Source organism: Yersinia sp. 1652 StPb PI, from assembly GCF_041538345.1.
Classification (GTDB): Bacteria; Pseudomonadota; Gammaproteobacteria; order Enterobacterales; family Enterobacteriaceae; genus Yersinia; species Yersinia enterocolitica_E.
In genome coordinates, this window is the sequence record NZ_JAULSM010000002.1 from 627,461 (window position 1) to 642,519 (window position 15,059).

The following is a 15,059-nucleotide window of genomic DNA, read 5'->3' on the forward strand; positions in this document are numbered from 1 at the left end:
TGTAGTAAATACAAAAGATTATCTTGTAATACCGACTCCTGTGATTCGATACGGATGATTTTGTATGATTCTAAACCAATAAAATACCAAGTTATTTTCAGTAGTACTGATAATAAAAACATGTTCTTAAAAACAGTATTGACATCTGGTACAGAACACGTAGATTGGAATTCAACACCGGTGCAATTAGTAACGAACTCTTTATTTAGCCGGTGTCTATGTAGTTGATTTAAAATAATGCGATAAAGGTCACGAAATATTTTTTTATGTGAGATTCGCGATGGGTTTTTAATAATGGACCCGTGCGATGATGATTTCAGGCCACGTAATAAATCTTTACGATCGCATATGTGGACCAAAACGCGATGAGTTAAGGCTTTGTTGTTAATAGTAATGTTCGCGATTTGTGTACGTAAGTATGAAGTCGAGGATATCGCGAAGAAAGTAAAGCCATGTAGCAAGAGTATATATCGCGAGGGTGATGTACTAATTTAGTCAGTGTTATCATAAGCATGGCTAAATGTAACGAACGGGAAATGTTATCATTCAGTTAATATATTGGAGGATAGAGTTAGTTGTAAGCACCAAATATTCCTGTAGAAATAGGTACATCTTTGTAAATAGTACTAAGATAAGTGTCACGTTATTAAGTTGATTAATGTTTAATTTTAAATCTGTAGTACCTTAAAAGCCCTGACTACTGTAGTCGGGGCTTTTATCATTGTGGCTTTATAAGGTTTTGTATTACTGCGTTTTATCGGGGCGATCCAATGCTGTTATCCCGATAAGAACAAAATAACCGCCATGAGGGCGCCCATGACTGAAGCTTTTAACCCGCGCCAGCACATGCTCCCCTACCGGCATAGTAAGTGACGTACATCCTATATAATCGCCAACTAACCCCAGAAAAGACGTAAATGTCTTAAATACATTGATGGCTTCGTTTAATATTGTTTTCTTTCATTTTATCCGATGGGGTCACCGATGATTGCAGTTATCTTTGAAGTTGAACCGGCAGAGGGTGAGTACCACGCATATCTGGATTATGCCGTGGCACTGAAACCTTTATTGGAACAAATGGACGGTTTTATTTCAGTAGAACGTTTTCAGAGTTTAAGTAACCCGCAGAAGTTGTTATCGCTATCATTTTGGCGCGATGAGGCGGCCGTTAAGCAGTGGCGGAATATTGAACAGCATCGTGGCGCACAAGCCGCGGGGCGTGCGAGTGTGTTCGCCGGTTACCGCCTGCGGGTAGCGGCGGTGGTACGGGACTACGGCTTAACTGAGCGAGAGCAAGCGCCTGTTGATAGCCAGGTTCATCATAAACAATGAGTTATAGGTAACGACGGATACATTTTGTGTTTGGTGGCCCCCTAATGGTCAACCGCGGAACCGTATACTGTAGTTGAGACGATATCGCCGATTTAGTGTGTCACAATGTAAAATTCATGTGACGTATATGTGACTTCGTGCGCAAAAACACACCAATTTTATGCTGATTTCATCAGTAAAACCACGTTGAAAATCCTTCTACTCTGCCTTAACGCAGAACGAAATTAATTGTAACTAATTAATTTAAAACACTATTCATAATATTATTTTTTTTGGGTGCGGCAGAATATTACCTTTTTTCCAGAGCTTGATTGTACTTGTCTATACGAGTATATGTTAATAAATACTCAAGCTAAGTAATGTCGTTGATACCTGAAAAACTGGTTGAAGGAAATTGCCGTGACTGCCCAAAATAGATTCCGTGATACTGAGATTCGTGCCCCGCGTGGTACGCAACTTACGGCCAAAAGTTGGCTGACCGAAGCCCCGTTACGTATGCTAATGAACAATCTTGATCCAGACGTGGCTGAGAATCCAAAAGAGTTAGTGGTTTACGGCGGTATCGGCCGCGCAGCCCGCAATTGGGAATGCTATGACAAAATTGTTGAAAGCCTGACCCATCTGAATGACGACGAGACGCTACTGATTCAGTCGGGTAAGCCCGTCGGTGTCTTCAAAACCCACAGTAACGCCCCTAGAGTATTGATTGCCAACTCGAATCTGGTGCCTCATTGGGCCAACTGGGAGCATTTTAACGAACTGGATGCCAAGGGGTTGGCGATGTACGGCCAGATGACCGCAGGCAGTTGGATTTATATCGGTAGCCAAGGCATTGTGCAGGGTACCTATGAAACCTTCGTCGAAGCCGGTCGGCAGCACTTTGGTGGCAGCCTGAAAGGGCGCTGGGTATTAACGGCAGGTCTGGGTGGCATGGGCGGGGCACAGCCACTGGCGGCAACCTTGGCGGGTGCATGTTCTCTGAATATTGAGTGCCAGCAGAGCCGCATCGATTTCCGTCTTAAAACCCGTTATGTCGATCAACAAGCCACCGATCTGGATGATGCGTTAGCGCGAATCGAAAAATATACTGCGGCGGGTGAAGCTGTTTCTATTGCACTGTGTGGCAATGCGGCTGAAATTTTACCTGAGCTGGTTCGTCGTGGGGTTCGCCCAGATATGGTGACCGACCAAACCAGCGCACATGACCCGCTAAACGGTTATCTACCAAAAGGTTGGAGCTGGGAAGAGTATCGTCAGCGCGCCCAAAGCGAACCGGCACTGGTGGTTAATGCCGCTAAAACTTCCATGGCGGAACATGTTGAAGCGATGCTGGCCTTCCACAATATGGGTATCCCAACCTTTGATTACGGCAATAATATTCGCCAGATGGCACAAGATATGGGGGTCACTCATGCTTTTGATTTTCCTGGTTTTGTCCCTGCGTATATTCGCCCGCTATTCTGTCGTGGTATTGGCCCGTTCCGCTGGGCTGCGCTCTCTGGTAACGCCGACGATATTTATAAAACCGATGCCAAGGTTAAGGAACTTATCCCTGATGATGAGCATTTGCATCACTGGTTGGATATGGCCCGCGAACGTATCAGTTTCCAAGGGCTACCGGCCCGTATTTGCTGGGTAGGCTTGGGGCAGCGCGCTAAATTAGGTTTGGCTTTTAACGAGATGGTTCGTAGTGGTGAACTGTCGGCCCCGATTGTCATTGGCCGCGACCATCTGGACTCCGGTTCAGTTGCCAGCCCTAACCGAGAAACCGAAGCGATGCAGGACGGCTCTGATGCCGTATCTGACTGGCCGCTACTCAATGCATTGCTCAATACGGCCAGTGGCGCAACGTGGGTTTCTCTGCACCACGGTGGTGGTGTCGGGATGGGCTTCTCCCAGCACTCTGGCATGGTGGTGGTCTGTGATGGCACTGATGATGCTGCTGAGCGTATCGCTCGGGTATTACATAACGATCCGGCTACTGGTGTTATGCGCCATGCTGATGCAGGTTATGACATTGCCATTAACTGTGCACAAGAGCAGGGGTTGAACCTGCCGATGGTTGCTGCAACTCAAGGTAAAAAATCATGAAAACAGTCAATAAAACAGTCAATAAAACAATGGTACTGCACCCTGGGTTGATGACGTTGGCGGATTTGCGACATATATACCAACATCCAGTCAATATATCGCTGGATGAAAGTGCTGATGCGCCTATCCAGCAGAGTGTGAAGTGCGTACAGGCAATATTGGCAGAAAAGCGTACTGCCTATGGCATTAATACTGGTTTTGGCCTGTTAGCATCGACTCGCATCGCTACCGAAGATCTGGAGAACCTGCAACGTTCGATAGTCCTTTCCCACGCGGCCGGCGTCGGAGAGCCAAATGACGACGCCATTGTGCGGCTGATTATGGTGCTGAAAATCAATAGCCTGGCGCGTGGATTTTCAGGTATCCGTCGGGAAGTCATTGATGCGTTGATTACGTTAGTTAACGCAGAGGTCTATCCGCATATTCCGCTAAAAGGATCCGTGGGTGCTTCCGGTGATTTAGCACCGCTGGCGCACATGAGCTTGCTGCTGTTGGGAGAAGGTAAAGCGCGCTATCAGGGCGAATGGCTTGATGCTCGCACGGCTCTGACGAAAGCGGGCCTGGAACCGCTCACCTTAGCGGCCAAAGAAGGATTGGCATTACTCAATGGCACTCAGGTTTCAACAGCTTATGCACTACGTGGTTTGTTTGAAGCCGAAGATCTCTATGCTGCGGCGTCTGTCTTTGGCAGCCTCACCGTGGAAGCGGCTTTAGGCTCCCGTAGCCCGTTTGACGCACGTATTCATGCGGTGCGAGGCCAGCATGGTCAGATTGACGCGGCCAATACTTATCGCCACCTGTTGGGCGATCGCAGTGAAGTCTCTGAATCTCATAAGAATTGTGACAAAGTACAGGATCCTTACTCTCTGCGTTGTCAGCCGCAGGTGATGGGTGCCTGCCTGACTCAAATGCGTCAGGCAGCAGAGGTGCTGGCTATCGAGTCGAATGCAGTATCAGATAATCCGCTGGTGTTTGCCGAACAAGGCGATGTGCTGTCAGGCGGTAATTTCCATGCTGAGCCGGTGGCTATGGCAGCGGATAATCTGGCATTGGCACTGGCTGAAATAGGTTCATTAGCCGAGCGTCGTATTTCACTATTAATGGATAAACATATGTCGCAGTTACCACCATTCCTGGTGGAAAATGGCGGCGTAAACTCTGGTTTTATGATTGCACAGGTGACTGCTGCTGCATTAACCAGCGAAAATAAAGGGCTGGCATACCCTTCCAGTGTTGACAGTATTCCTACATCCGCCAATCAGGAAGACCATGTTTCTATGGCACCACGTGCGGGTAAACGCTTGTGGGAAATGGCTGAAAACGTGCGCGACATTCTGGCTGTTGAGTGGTTAGCGGCATGTCAGGGGTTGGATTTGCGCAAAGGTTTGAAAACCTCGGATGCATTGGAGCCTGCCCGCCAGCTATTGCGCCAACATGTAGCCTACTACGAGAAAGATCGTTTCTTTGCCCCCGATATTGAAGCGGCAAGCCAACTCATTGCGCAGCGTCATATGAATGAACTGATGCCTGCGCACCTACTACCCAGCCTTTAATAACGATTTGTCCACTAATAACCGTTCATCAACTAATAACAATTAATCTACTAATAACAACGGTCACCAGTTATTACATCAACCTATGGGTGGTCCCTATTACCGGGATCACCCTCTCTGAACCCCTGCCTGAAAAGGCACAAATTTTGCGAGAATGTACCATGAAGAATGATTCATCCACGCTCAAACGAGGCCTCAGTGCCCGGCATATCCGGTTTATGGCGTTAGGTTCCGCCATTGGGACCGGTCTGTTTTATGGTTCTGCCGAGGCGATTCGTCTGGCGGGACCAGCAGTTTTACTTGCTTACCTCATCGGCGGCGCGGCCGTGTTTATGGTGATGCGCGCACTGGGTGAGATGGCAGTGCATGACCCGGTAGCAGGCTCTTTCGGTCACTATGCCAGCCGTTATCTTGGGCCGCTGGCCGGTTTTCTCACTGGCTGGACCTATACCTTCGAGATGATTATTGTGGCGTTGGCTGATGTCACCGCATTCGGTATCTATATGGGGTTATGGTTCCCTGATGCGCCACAGTGGGTTTGGGTGCTGAGTATTATTTTCTTTATTGGTGCGCTGAATCTCTGCTCAGTCAAAGTGTTTGGTGAAATGGAGTTTTGGCTATCGTTGCTAAAAGTGACGGCGATTATTGCCATGATTGCTGCCGGCTTGGGCATCATGATGTTTGGCTTTGGTGCAGGTCATGAGAGCACCGGTGTCAGTAATCTCTGGTCTCATCAAGGATTTATGCCGAATGGCTTGACGGGGGTGATTGCATCATTTGCCGTGGTGATGTTTGCTTTTGGGGGGATCGAAATTATCGGTGTCACGGCCAGTGAGGCGAAGAACCCAGAAAAAGTGCTACCACGTGCCATTAATACCGTACCGATACGCATTCTGCTGTTCTATGTTTTGACCTTGTTTGTGCTGATGGCTATTTATCCATGGAATAGCATTGGGCAAAATGGCAGTCCTTTTGTGGAAATTTTCAGTAGCTTAGGTATCAGTTCTGCCGCTAATATTTTGAATCTGGTGGTTATTACCGCGGCTATTTCCGCCATTAACAGTGATATTTACGGTGCGGGTCGCATGATGTACGGCATGGCGCAAGAAGGGCTGGCACCGAAGTGTTTTAGCCGTCTGACCCGTAATGGTGTGCCATGGATGACTATTTTGGTGATGGCAATCGCACTGTTATGTGGTGTGGTGCTGAACTATCTGATCCCGAAAAATGTATTCCTGATTATTGCCTCGATTGCCACCTTTGCGACGGTCTGGGTATGGCTGATGATCCTTATCTCGCAAGTGGCGATGCGCCGCTCTATGAGCAAAGAGAATATTGCCCGGCTGACATTCCCGGTACCGTTCTGGCCAGTGGCACCGATTCTGACCATCATCTTTATGGCATTTATTATCGCGGTTTTAGGTTACTTCCCTGATACCCGTATCGCCATGTATGTTGGGGTGGCGTGGGTAGTATTAATGACTCTCGCCTGGTGGGTCTGGTTACGCAAAGCTCCACCACGGTCCCTTCAAGAACCGATAGAGAGTTTGCAAAAACAGATAGAAAGTCGCGAGGTTTAGCCACGACTGGCCGCTGATGATCGATTCAGCGGCCATACTGTTGCTTTTTAGCTCTGTGAGGGGCGAGCCGGCACATTGATCACCAATTTTTGGTGTAATTCTAACGCCATGGTTTCAAGGCGGGTGGTTAATTGATTGGTCAGGGTGGTGAGTTCTGTATTCTGCCGCAGTAACTCCAGCATTTGCTCCGCATTTTGCGCTGCCATTCTTTGCCGCTCTTCATTCGCAATGGCTAGTGCCTCGCGATGTTGTGCATCGGCTTGTGCATTAGCCTTATCACGTTCTGCCTGGCGGGTTTGTGCCAATAAAATAAGGGGTGCTGCGTAGGCCGCCTGTAAGCTAAAAGCCAGATTTAGCAAAATAAACGGGTAAATATCAAATTTGACAATACCCATCACATTCAGACCAATCCAGATCACCACAATGAGTGTTTGTGCGCCAAGGAAGACTGGCGTGCCGAAAAAACGGGCAAAAGCTTCTGCTTTCTGGGCAAACCAACTGTTGCCGAAAGGGGTTGATAAGTGTTCATGAGCACGATGGTAGCGGAGATAATCGACTTTACGTGGCTGTAGTGGCGGCTGCTCAGTCACGGGTTCAGTTTTTTTCATAGGATGTTACCCCGGTAGATGAAGGATTCTGTTGAGGTCAGCTCACGACAAAATTAAATCAGGTTACTTAATGCTTCAGACTATTTAATTATAGAGTGGGGTCCGATGAGCAATGGATAATTACCCCGTCTAAAGATGTTGAGTTGATGGAATAATCACATATTCATTTTATTGTTATCGCACTATATACCAAGATAATGTTTTGCGTTTAAAGTAGCGGCGTGGCCAGATGGTGATAAACTGACCTCAATTGTGAAAAATTATATACATACGGAGTAGCGGCCCATGCCTGCCATAGCCATTAAGCGGTGGATTAAACGGATTGTACTGGTCTTGGTGGTAATGTCAGTTACCATACTGGCGATACGAATTTACGATACACAACGTGGCCCAAAGCTCGAGCTTTGGCATACGTTTGTTCCTCATGATATGCGCGCGGCTGAGATTGATAAAGCCAGTTGGGCGGATTACATCAAAGCTGAAAATAACCTTTTCGATGAAGTGCGGATTAATGTTACCGAGAAACTGGAACCAAGGAATGAAATTCCATTAAATCGTTATTACTCTGGTAGCTCGATTTACCCTCCACATTTCAAAAATGACTGGAATCGTTCATATATTCTTGAGCCAGAAGGTAAACCTAAAGGTGCGGTGGTCTTACTGCATGGTTTAACTGACACCCCTTATAGCCTGCGTCATATTGCTGAAAATTATCGTCAGCGTGGATATGTTGCCATTGGTATTCGTTTGCCCGCTCACGGAACAGTGCCTGCGGCTCTGACCGATGTTGAATGGCAGGACTGGCTGGCGGCAACGCGCTTAGCTGTTCGTGAAGCCAAAGCACTGAGTGGCCCTGATTTACCGCTACACGTGGTCGGCTTCTCCAATGGCGGCGCGTTGGCAATGAAATATACGTTGGATTCAATGGATGACCCGACACTGGCGAAACCGGTGCGGGTTATCTTGATATCCCCGATGATCGGTGTCACCAGTTTTGCGCGTTTTGCCGGTATTGCCGGTTGGCCCGCTATCTTCCCGGCCTTTGCTAAAGCAGCCTGGTTGGGGATTGTGCCGGAGTTTAATCCTTTCAAATATAACTCGTTCCCAGTGAATGCTGCCCGTCAGTCTTATTTACTGACGTCTGTGCTGCAACAGCAAATTGCGCGTGATGCCAGAAACAATAAGATGGAGGAGTTACCCCCGATTCTGACCTTCCAGTCGTTAATGGATTCAACGGTCAGTACTCGTGCGGTCGTTACTGCTCTTTATAACCACTTGCCGAAGAATGGTAGCGAAGTGGTGCTGTTCGATTTGAACCGTGCCGCCAGTTTCGGCCCGCTATTGAGAACTTCTTCTTATACTGCTCTGGCGCGTTTGTTGCCTCCACCGCCACGTAATTATAGCGTAACGGTGATTACCAACGTTTCACCGCAAAGTAATGAAACAGTGGCGCTGACTACCTTGGCGGGTGAGACTAACGAGGTTTCAGTACCTACCGGCTTGATTTACCCACCGGACATTTTCTCGTTATCCCACGTGGCATTGCCATTCCCAATGAGTGATTCGCTGTATGGCCGCTATCCAGAACCGCGTGACCAATACGGTATCAGCTTGGGGACTTTTGCCGCTCGTGGTGAGCGGGCGGTACTGGTTGTCGGGTTAGACTCCCTGATGCGTATCTCATCAAATCCATTCTATTCGTACATGTTGCAGCGGATAGATGACAAGATAGACGCACCAGCGAAATAAGATGGTGTTAAAGCCTCCGAATCGGGGGCTTTTTCATAATGAGTGCCATACTTTCAAGTCGTAGCTGTTGTTCATATTTACTGACCCAGAAAGGAAAGCAAAATGTCTATTGAAAAAGTCGTATACCGTGCCAAAGCTAAAGCCACTGGCGGGCGTGATGGTCGGGCAACATCCTCAGATGGTGTATTGGATGTGAAATTGGGCGTCCCAAAAGAGATGGGTGGGGCGGGAGGTGCTGTGACTAATCCAGAACAGCTCTTTGCTGCGGGCTATTCAGCTTGTTTCCTTGGTGCGCTGAAATTTGTGGCATCAAAAGAAAAGGTGAAAGTGCCGGATGATGCCAGCATTGAAGGTACCGTGGGCATTGGTGCCATTCCAACCGGTTTTGGTATTGAAGTGCAACTGGATATCAGCTTGCCGGGTATCGAGCGTAGCGTAGCAGAAGATTTGGTGAAAAAGGCGCATGTTGTCTGCCCATATTCCAATGCCACGCGTGGCAATATTGATGTGACATTGAATATCAAATAAGCCAATTTCTCATCTCAGCAGCCCATAAGAATTATCTTGTGGGCTATATGCTGCACCCCCGAATTTTCTGCTCTAACTTCAAATAAATAAGCCAATATATCCTCTAGAGACTATGCGCTAGTTCGTGGATTGACGAACTAAGAATTGTTAAGATAATTCTTGTAACTAAAATCAATAGCATGCTTATTGATCTCGCACTGAACCTGAGGGGGGGTTCACTGTCTGACTGATTCAAGCCGCAAATAGTGTCTCTGGAGACCTGGCGTTATATGGACAGAGTTAAATCTTTATCACAGCAAAGCATTTCTTTGTTGTTGGCTGTTTATATTGGTATTTTCCTGAATATATCTGTCTTTTATCGTCGTTTTGACTCCTTTAGCCAAGGTATCCAAGGCATAAAAGTCGTGTCTGCTATCATCGAAGTGATGGCCATTATTCTGTTTACCTTTTTTGTTATGAGGGTGATCTCCCTCGGTGGCCGGTGGTTTTATCGTGTTATTGCCACCCTGCTGGTCCTAATTTCTGTCGCTGCCAGCTATTACATGACTTTTTTCAATGTTGTCATTGGCTACGGCATCGTTATTTCGGTGCTGACCACCGATACAGATTTATCGAAAGAAGTCATCGGGTTACATTTTGTCATTTGGATGGTGCTGGTCAGCACACTACCGCTACTACTTATCTGGAAAAACACTCTGCGGCTAACCCTGCTTGAGCAATTTTTGACGCCAGGGCAGCGTATTAAGCCTGTTTTGTTGATGGCAGTTGCTGTGGCGCTGGTTTGGTTGCCGTTACGCTATCTGGATAATGTACAAGATGCTAATGAGCAGCTGAAAACGGTGGATTTACCGAGTTATGGCGGTGTGGTTGCTCACTCATATTTACCCTCTAACTGGTTGGCTGCATTGGGTTTATATGCTTATACCCAATATAACGAGCGTTATGATGCGGTAACATTGTATAACCCGACCGAACACCATACTTATATCGCGCCGGCCGGTATTGATGACACCTATGTTGTGTTTATCATTGGCGAAACAACGCGTTGGGATCATATGGGGTTGTTGGGATACCCACGTGATACCACTCCTCGCCTGAGTAAAGAGAAGAATTTAGTCGCTTTCCGTGGCACATCTTGTGATACCTCAACCAAACTTTCACTGCGCTGCATGTTTGTGCGCGAAGGCGGCACTGAGAATAATCCACAGCGCACATTGAAAGAGCAAAATGTGTTTACGGTGATGAAATCATTGGGTTTTACCTCTGAACTGTTTGCCATGCAGAGCGAAATTTGGTTCTACAACAATGCGAATACTGATAATTACTCGTTCCGTGAATTGATTGCTTCAGAGAAGCGCAACGATGATAAGCCGGTAGATGACATGCTGCTGGTTGATGAATTGAAGGAGTCTCTGGGGCGTTATCCTGTAGGCAAGCATTTGGTGGTATTGCACACCAAAGGCTCACATTACCTCTATTCCCAACGCTATCCCCGCAGTTATGCCCGCTATCAGCCTGAATGTATGGGGGTCGATGATTTTTGCAGTAAGCAGCAATTGGTGAACGCTTTTGATAACAGTGTGCTGTATACCGATTCGTTTATCGCAAATGTGATTGACCAAATGCGGGATAAAAAAGCATTAGTGTTTTATGCATCGGATCATGGTGAGTCTATTGACGAGAACTCCCACTTCCACGGAACACCACGTGAAATGGCGCCCCCGGAGCAATTCCGTGTGCCATTGATGGTTTGGGCCTCGGACAAATTCCTGGCGCAACCGGATCATCTCGCGGCTTTTGAGCAACTACAGGCTGAGCAGCGGGTGGGTAAGACCCATCGTCAGGTTGAATTGTTTGATTCTATTTTGGGTTGTTTAGGTTATACCTCGCCAGATGGTGGCATTAATGCCCAGAATAACTGGTGCCAGGCACCGGGGCGGCCTGCAAAATAAACATTTAGCACAAGTATAATCCGATATGAAATGATTTTTGATTCCAATCCCATTGTCACTTTTAGGTTACGGTATACTCCAGTTCCAATCCCTACTGGCTGGAGTCTTCCATGACTTACCGTGTTGCCTTTATTGATGATCATGACATTGTGCGCTCAGGTTTTGCCCAGCTACTTTCTCTGGAAGACGATATTCAAGTGGTGGGGGAGTTTAGTTCAGCAAAACAGGCACGCCTCGGATTACCTAGCCTACAGGCGAATATCTGTATTTGTGATATCTCGATGCCTGATGAGAGTGGTTTAGATTTACTGAAAGACCTCCCTTCAGGGATGGGGGTCATTATGCTCTCGATGCACGACAGCCCGGCGCTAGTGGAAATGGCGTTAGAGCGCGGTGCGCGGGGGTTTCTATCCAAGCGTTGTAAGCCAGAAGATCTGGTTTCGGCTGTCCGTACCGTTGGCAGTGGCGGCGTCTATCTGATGCCTGAAATCGCCCAACAATTGACTCGTATTGCTGTTGACCCCTTAACCCGACGTGAGCGGGAAGTTGCCTTGTTATTAGCGCAAGGAATGGAAGTGCGCGAGATAGCCGAGTCACTTGGCCTGTCACCGAAAACCGTGCATGTCCATCGCGCTAACTTATTTTCCAAGCTCGGTGTCAGTAATAACGTTGAGTTAGCTAAGCAGGTATTGAATCTATGATGCAGCGTTTTATTATGCTGCTGGCATTGTTATTTATTTATATCACTGCAGCTTTCTGTTTATGGTCCGTTGGCACCCAATTAGTTGATCGGCCGTTACAGGCACTACTGCTGTTCCCGTTTGGCCTGCGGATGGGCATTTTATTGCAAAGCCCACGACAATATTGGCCGGGCATTCTGTTGGGTGATGCACTGCTATGGTGGCTGCTGACCGATCAGTTTGGCTATCCTTATAGCTTGCTGTGGGCTGCGATTCCCTTACTGCTGGCGACCACGTTATTGGCGGTTATCGCTTCTCCTTGGCTGTTGCGCAATCAGAGCAGCGGCAGTGAATGGAAGTGGCCCTTGATGCAAGGTGTGGTGATTTTTGGTGCTGCATTGATACAAGCATTAGGATGGCAGATTAACAGTGGTCAGGGTGCTATGGCGCTGCTATTGGGGTTGGTGGGTGGATTTACCATCGCGCCGATTTGTCTGTTGTTGTGGCACTATCTGGCGCGTCAAATCTGGTCTCCGCTGGAACCGGGGCTGATTCATAAACCCATTAATCTACGTTTGCGCCATATCCTGTGGTATCTGCTGCTATTCGCCTTGAGCATTTGGCTACAACATCATGTCACCGAGTCAGATTTGTATTTGTTTGCACCGTTCTGTTTGGCAATCCCGATTGTATTTATGTCTTATCGCTATGGTTGGCAAGGGGCGGTGGTGGCCACATTGCTCAATGGCATGGTGTTATTGATCAATACCCCCGCAGAATTAGATTCACACCGTGATTTGTTGTTGTCGTTATTGGCGCAGAGTTTGACCGGCTTATTATTAGGCGCGGGGATCCAGCGTCAGCGCGAGTTAAATTACCAATTACAGCTACGGCTGAATGAAAATCGTGAGTTGGCTAAAGCATTGGTGGTGGCCGAAGAACATGCCCGGCGTGATGTTGCACGTGAACTGCATGATGAGGTTGGGCAGACAGTGACGGTTATCCGAACCCAAGCCAGTATTATCAAACGGTTAACTACCCAACCACAGGTATTGACCAGTGCCGAAATGGTCGAGACGCTGGCGTTGCGGGTTTACGATGGTGTCCATGATGTTTTGGCGAAACTGTGGCCTGCGGCATTGAATAATCTGCCCTTATCGGCGGCTATTGCTGCACTAATGCGTGAACTTATTCCGCAGGATCAATCAGTGACCGGCGTGCTTAACTGGCAACTCAGTGACGCTGATATAGATGAAACACTGAAAATCACCCTATACCGTATCTGTCAGGAGGGAGTAACCAATGCCTATCGCCATGGTGCTGCCAGCCGGATTGAAATTAATGCACAACAGAATGATAAACAGATAACACTGACGATTCACGACAATGGAAAAGGTGTTGATTTGGCGACATTAACCCCAGGTTATGGGCTAAGAGGTATGCAGTCACGGGTGAGTGCTTTAGGGGGGGATTTTACGCTGAGTGTCGATAACGGCACCTGTTTAAATGTGACCTTGCCCACAGTTTCTCTGTCAGCTAATGAAAACTAAGAAATATTCTCGGTTTTTGCAGGGTTTTTTCTCATTGGTTTTGTACGCACGAGGAACATGATGACTCTACTTGAAAAAATTTCTGAGGTTCACATGTGGTCTTTCCTCAAAAGCCGCGATAACGTGCCGCCCGTCACGGATCAAGCGCAAATTGATTCGTCTTATAAATATTGGCGTATTCAACTAATGTGGACGATGTATATCGGCTACGCTGCGTTCTATTTCACCCGTAAAAGCTTTAACTTCATCATGCCTGCAATGCTGAGTGATTTAGGGCTGACCATGTCGGATGTCGGGATTTTAGGCACACTCTTTTATATCACTTATGGTTGCTCTAAATTTATCTCCGGCATGATAAGTGACCGCTCAAATCCGCGCTACTTTATGGGCATTGGGTTGGTTATGACCGGGGTTATCAATATCCTGTTCGGCATGAGCTCGTCACTGCTCGTGTTTGGTTCTTTGTGGATCCTTAATGCCTTCTTCCAAGGTTGGGGTTGGCCGCCTTGCTCCAAAATCCTGACCAGTTGGTATTCGCGCTCAGAACGCGGGGGTTGGTGGGCGATGTGGAATACTTCGCATAACTTTGGTGGTGCGCTGATTCCCCTGTTGGTCGGCTTTATTTCTCTGCATTTTAGCTGGCGTTACGGCATGATTATCCCTGGTATTATCGGTGTGGTGATCGGTTTACTGATGTGTTGGCGCTTGCGTGATAAGCCGAGCACGATGGGGTTGCCGAGTGTGGGTAAGTGGCGCAATGATGCGATGGAATTGGTCCAGGAATCTGAAGGCCAGGGGCTATCAAATAAAGAGATTGTGAAGCGCTATGTATTAACCAACAAATATATCTGGTTGCTGGCGGTATCTTACGTGCTGGTTTATATCGTTCGTACTGCTATCAATGACTGGGGTAACCTTTATTTGACACAAGAGAAAGGTTATTCATTGATGACGGCCAACTCGGCGATTTCACTGTTCGAGGTGGGGGGCTTTATTGGCTCGTTGGTGGCAGGTTGGGGTTCTGATAAGTGGTTCCGTGGCAACCGTGGGCCAATGAACTTGATATTTGCTATTGGAATTTTCCTCTCGGTGGCGTCGTTGTGGATTATGCCGGGTGTCAGTTACATCTTGCAGGCGAGTTGCTTCTTTGCCATTGGCTTCTTCATTTTTGGCCCGCAGATGTTAATTGGTATGGCTGCCGCTGAATGCTCACATAAGGATGCTGCGGGAGCTGCTACCGGTTTTGTTGGGTTGTTTGCCTACTTGGGTGCGGCCTTATCTGGCTACCCCATTGCCCGCGTGATGGAGGTTTGGCACTGGAATGGTTTCTTTGTGGTTATTTCCATTGCGGCCTGTTTATCTGCATTCTTCTTGCTGCCATTCCTACGGGCGCAATCGCCAGAATTAAAGCAAGCGGAAGCCTGATTTACGTGCAA

The 15,059-nt window shown here is 47.6% G+C and carries 11 protein-coding genes; 10 read left to right on the top strand and 1 reads right to left on the bottom strand.

Annotated features, from left to right (window positions below; all coding sequences use genetic code 11):
- Nucleotides 1-984 precede the first annotated feature (984 nt).
- The 4 genes from Q2T71_RS19430 to Q2T71_RS19445 all read left to right on the top strand — a co-directional run bounded on the left by Q2T71_RS19430 (nt 985) and on the right by Q2T71_RS19445 (nt 6,556).
- Nucleotides 985-1,332 carry an antibiotic biosynthesis monooxygenase gene (locus tag Q2T71_RS19430; protein WP_372560245.1) on the top strand — a complete coding sequence of 116 codons (348 nt, stop codon included), beginning with the start codon at nt 985-987 and terminating at the stop codon, nt 1,330-1,332.
- Between the two features lie 399 nt (nt 1,333-1,731).
- The gene (gene hutU / locus Q2T71_RS19435) at nt 1,732-3,423 is read left to right on the top strand and encodes a urocanate hydratase (protein ID WP_372560246.1); all 1,692 of its coding nucleotides are present in this window, start codon (nt 1,732-1,734) and stop codon (nt 3,421-3,423) included.
- 29 nt (nt 3,424-3,452) lie between these two features.
- Nucleotides 3,453-4,976 (top strand): histidine ammonia-lyase, encoded by a 1,524-nt coding sequence (gene hutH / locus Q2T71_RS19440; RefSeq protein ID WP_372560682.1) that lies wholly within the window; start codon nt 3,453-3,455, stop codon nt 4,974-4,976.
- Nucleotides 4,977-5,137: 161 nt separating this feature from the next.
- Nucleotides 5,138-6,556: an amino acid permease gene (locus tag Q2T71_RS19445; protein WP_372560247.1), complete on the top strand. Its 1,419-nt coding sequence runs from the start codon at nt 5,138-5,140 to the stop codon at nt 6,554-6,556.
- A gap of 47 nt (nt 6,557-6,603) precedes the next feature.
- Here Q2T71_RS19445 and Q2T71_RS19450 read toward each other — a convergent pair whose 3' ends face one another.
- Nucleotides 6,604-7,164, bottom strand: a complete 561-nt coding sequence (locus Q2T71_RS19450) for a DUF1003 domain-containing protein (protein WP_372560248.1) — start codon at nt 7,162-7,164, stop codon at nt 6,604-6,606.
- Between the two features lie 285 nt (nt 7,165-7,449).
- Between Q2T71_RS19450 and Q2T71_RS19455 the strand changes: the two genes are divergently transcribed.
- The 6 genes from Q2T71_RS19455 to Q2T71_RS19480 all read left to right on the top strand — a co-directional run bounded on the left by Q2T71_RS19455 (nt 7,450) and on the right by Q2T71_RS19480 (nt 15,048).
- The gene (locus tag Q2T71_RS19455; RefSeq protein ID WP_083161409.1) at nt 7,450-8,913 is read left to right on the top strand and encodes a carboxylesterase; all 1,464 of its coding nucleotides are present in this window, start codon (nt 7,450-7,452) and stop codon (nt 8,911-8,913) included.
- Nucleotides 8,914-9,015: 102 nt separating this feature from the next.
- Complete coding sequence (locus Q2T71_RS19460; RefSeq protein ID WP_004713820.1) at nt 9,016-9,441, top strand: organic hydroperoxide resistance protein; 426 nt, start codon at nt 9,016-9,018, stop codon at nt 9,439-9,441.
- Nucleotides 9,442-9,710: 269 nt separating this feature from the next.
- Nucleotides 9,711-11,393 (top strand): kdo(2)-lipid A phosphoethanolamine 7''-transferase, encoded by a 1,683-nt coding sequence (eptB, locus tag Q2T71_RS19465; protein WP_083161407.1) that lies wholly within the window; start codon nt 9,711-9,713, stop codon nt 11,391-11,393.
- Nucleotides 11,394-11,503: 110 nt separating this feature from the next.
- A complete protein-coding gene (gene uhpA / locus Q2T71_RS19470; protein ID WP_083161405.1) occupies nt 11,504-12,094 on the top strand; it encodes a transcriptional regulator UhpA in 591 nt (196 codons plus the stop codon).
- Nucleotides 12,091-13,623 (top strand): signal transduction histidine-protein kinase/phosphatase UhpB, encoded by a 1,533-nt coding sequence (gene uhpB, locus Q2T71_RS19475; protein ID WP_372560249.1) that lies wholly within the window; start codon nt 12,091-12,093, stop codon nt 13,621-13,623. The genes uhpA and uhpB overlap by 4 nt, the downstream gene beginning before the upstream one ends.
- A gap of 93 nt (nt 13,624-13,716) precedes the next feature.
- Nucleotides 13,717-15,048 (top strand): MFS transporter, encoded by a 1,332-nt coding sequence (locus Q2T71_RS19480; protein ID WP_083163967.1) that lies wholly within the window; start codon nt 13,717-13,719, stop codon nt 15,046-15,048.
- Nucleotides 15,049-15,059: the final 11 nt, after the last annotated feature.

What these genes read in the sequence shown, in the direction of transcription:
- Q2T71_RS19430 (WP_372560245.1), top strand. Translation starts at nt 985, where the DNA reads ATGATTGCAGTTATCTTTGAAGTTGAACCGGCAGAGGGTGAGTACCAC.
- hutH (WP_372560682.1), top strand. Translation starts at nt 3,453, where the DNA reads ATGGTACTGCACCCTGGGTTGATGACGTTGGCGGATTTGCGACATATA.
- Q2T71_RS19445 (WP_372560247.1), top strand. Translation starts at nt 5,138, where the DNA reads ATGAAGAATGATTCATCCACGCTCAAACGAGGCCTCAGTGCCCGGCAT.
- Q2T71_RS19450 (WP_372560248.1), bottom strand. Translation starts at nt 7,164, where the DNA reads ATGAAAAAAACTGAACCCGTGACTGAGCAGCCGCCACTACAGCCACGT.
- Q2T71_RS19455 (WP_083161409.1), top strand. Translation starts at nt 7,450, where the DNA reads ATGCCTGCCATAGCCATTAAGCGGTGGATTAAACGGATTGTACTGGTC.
- Q2T71_RS19460 (WP_004713820.1), top strand. Translation starts at nt 9,016, where the DNA reads ATGTCTATTGAAAAAGTCGTATACCGTGCCAAAGCTAAAGCCACTGGC.
- eptB (WP_083161407.1), top strand. Translation starts at nt 9,711, where the DNA reads ATGGACAGAGTTAAATCTTTATCACAGCAAAGCATTTCTTTGTTGTTG.
- uhpA (WP_083161405.1), top strand. Translation starts at nt 11,504, where the DNA reads ATGACTTACCGTGTTGCCTTTATTGATGATCATGACATTGTGCGCTCA.
- uhpB (WP_372560249.1), top strand. Translation starts at nt 12,091, where the DNA reads ATGATGCAGCGTTTTATTATGCTGCTGGCATTGTTATTTATTTATATC.
- Q2T71_RS19480 (WP_083163967.1), top strand. Translation starts at nt 13,717, where the DNA reads ATGTGGTCTTTCCTCAAAAGCCGCGATAACGTGCCGCCCGTCACGGAT.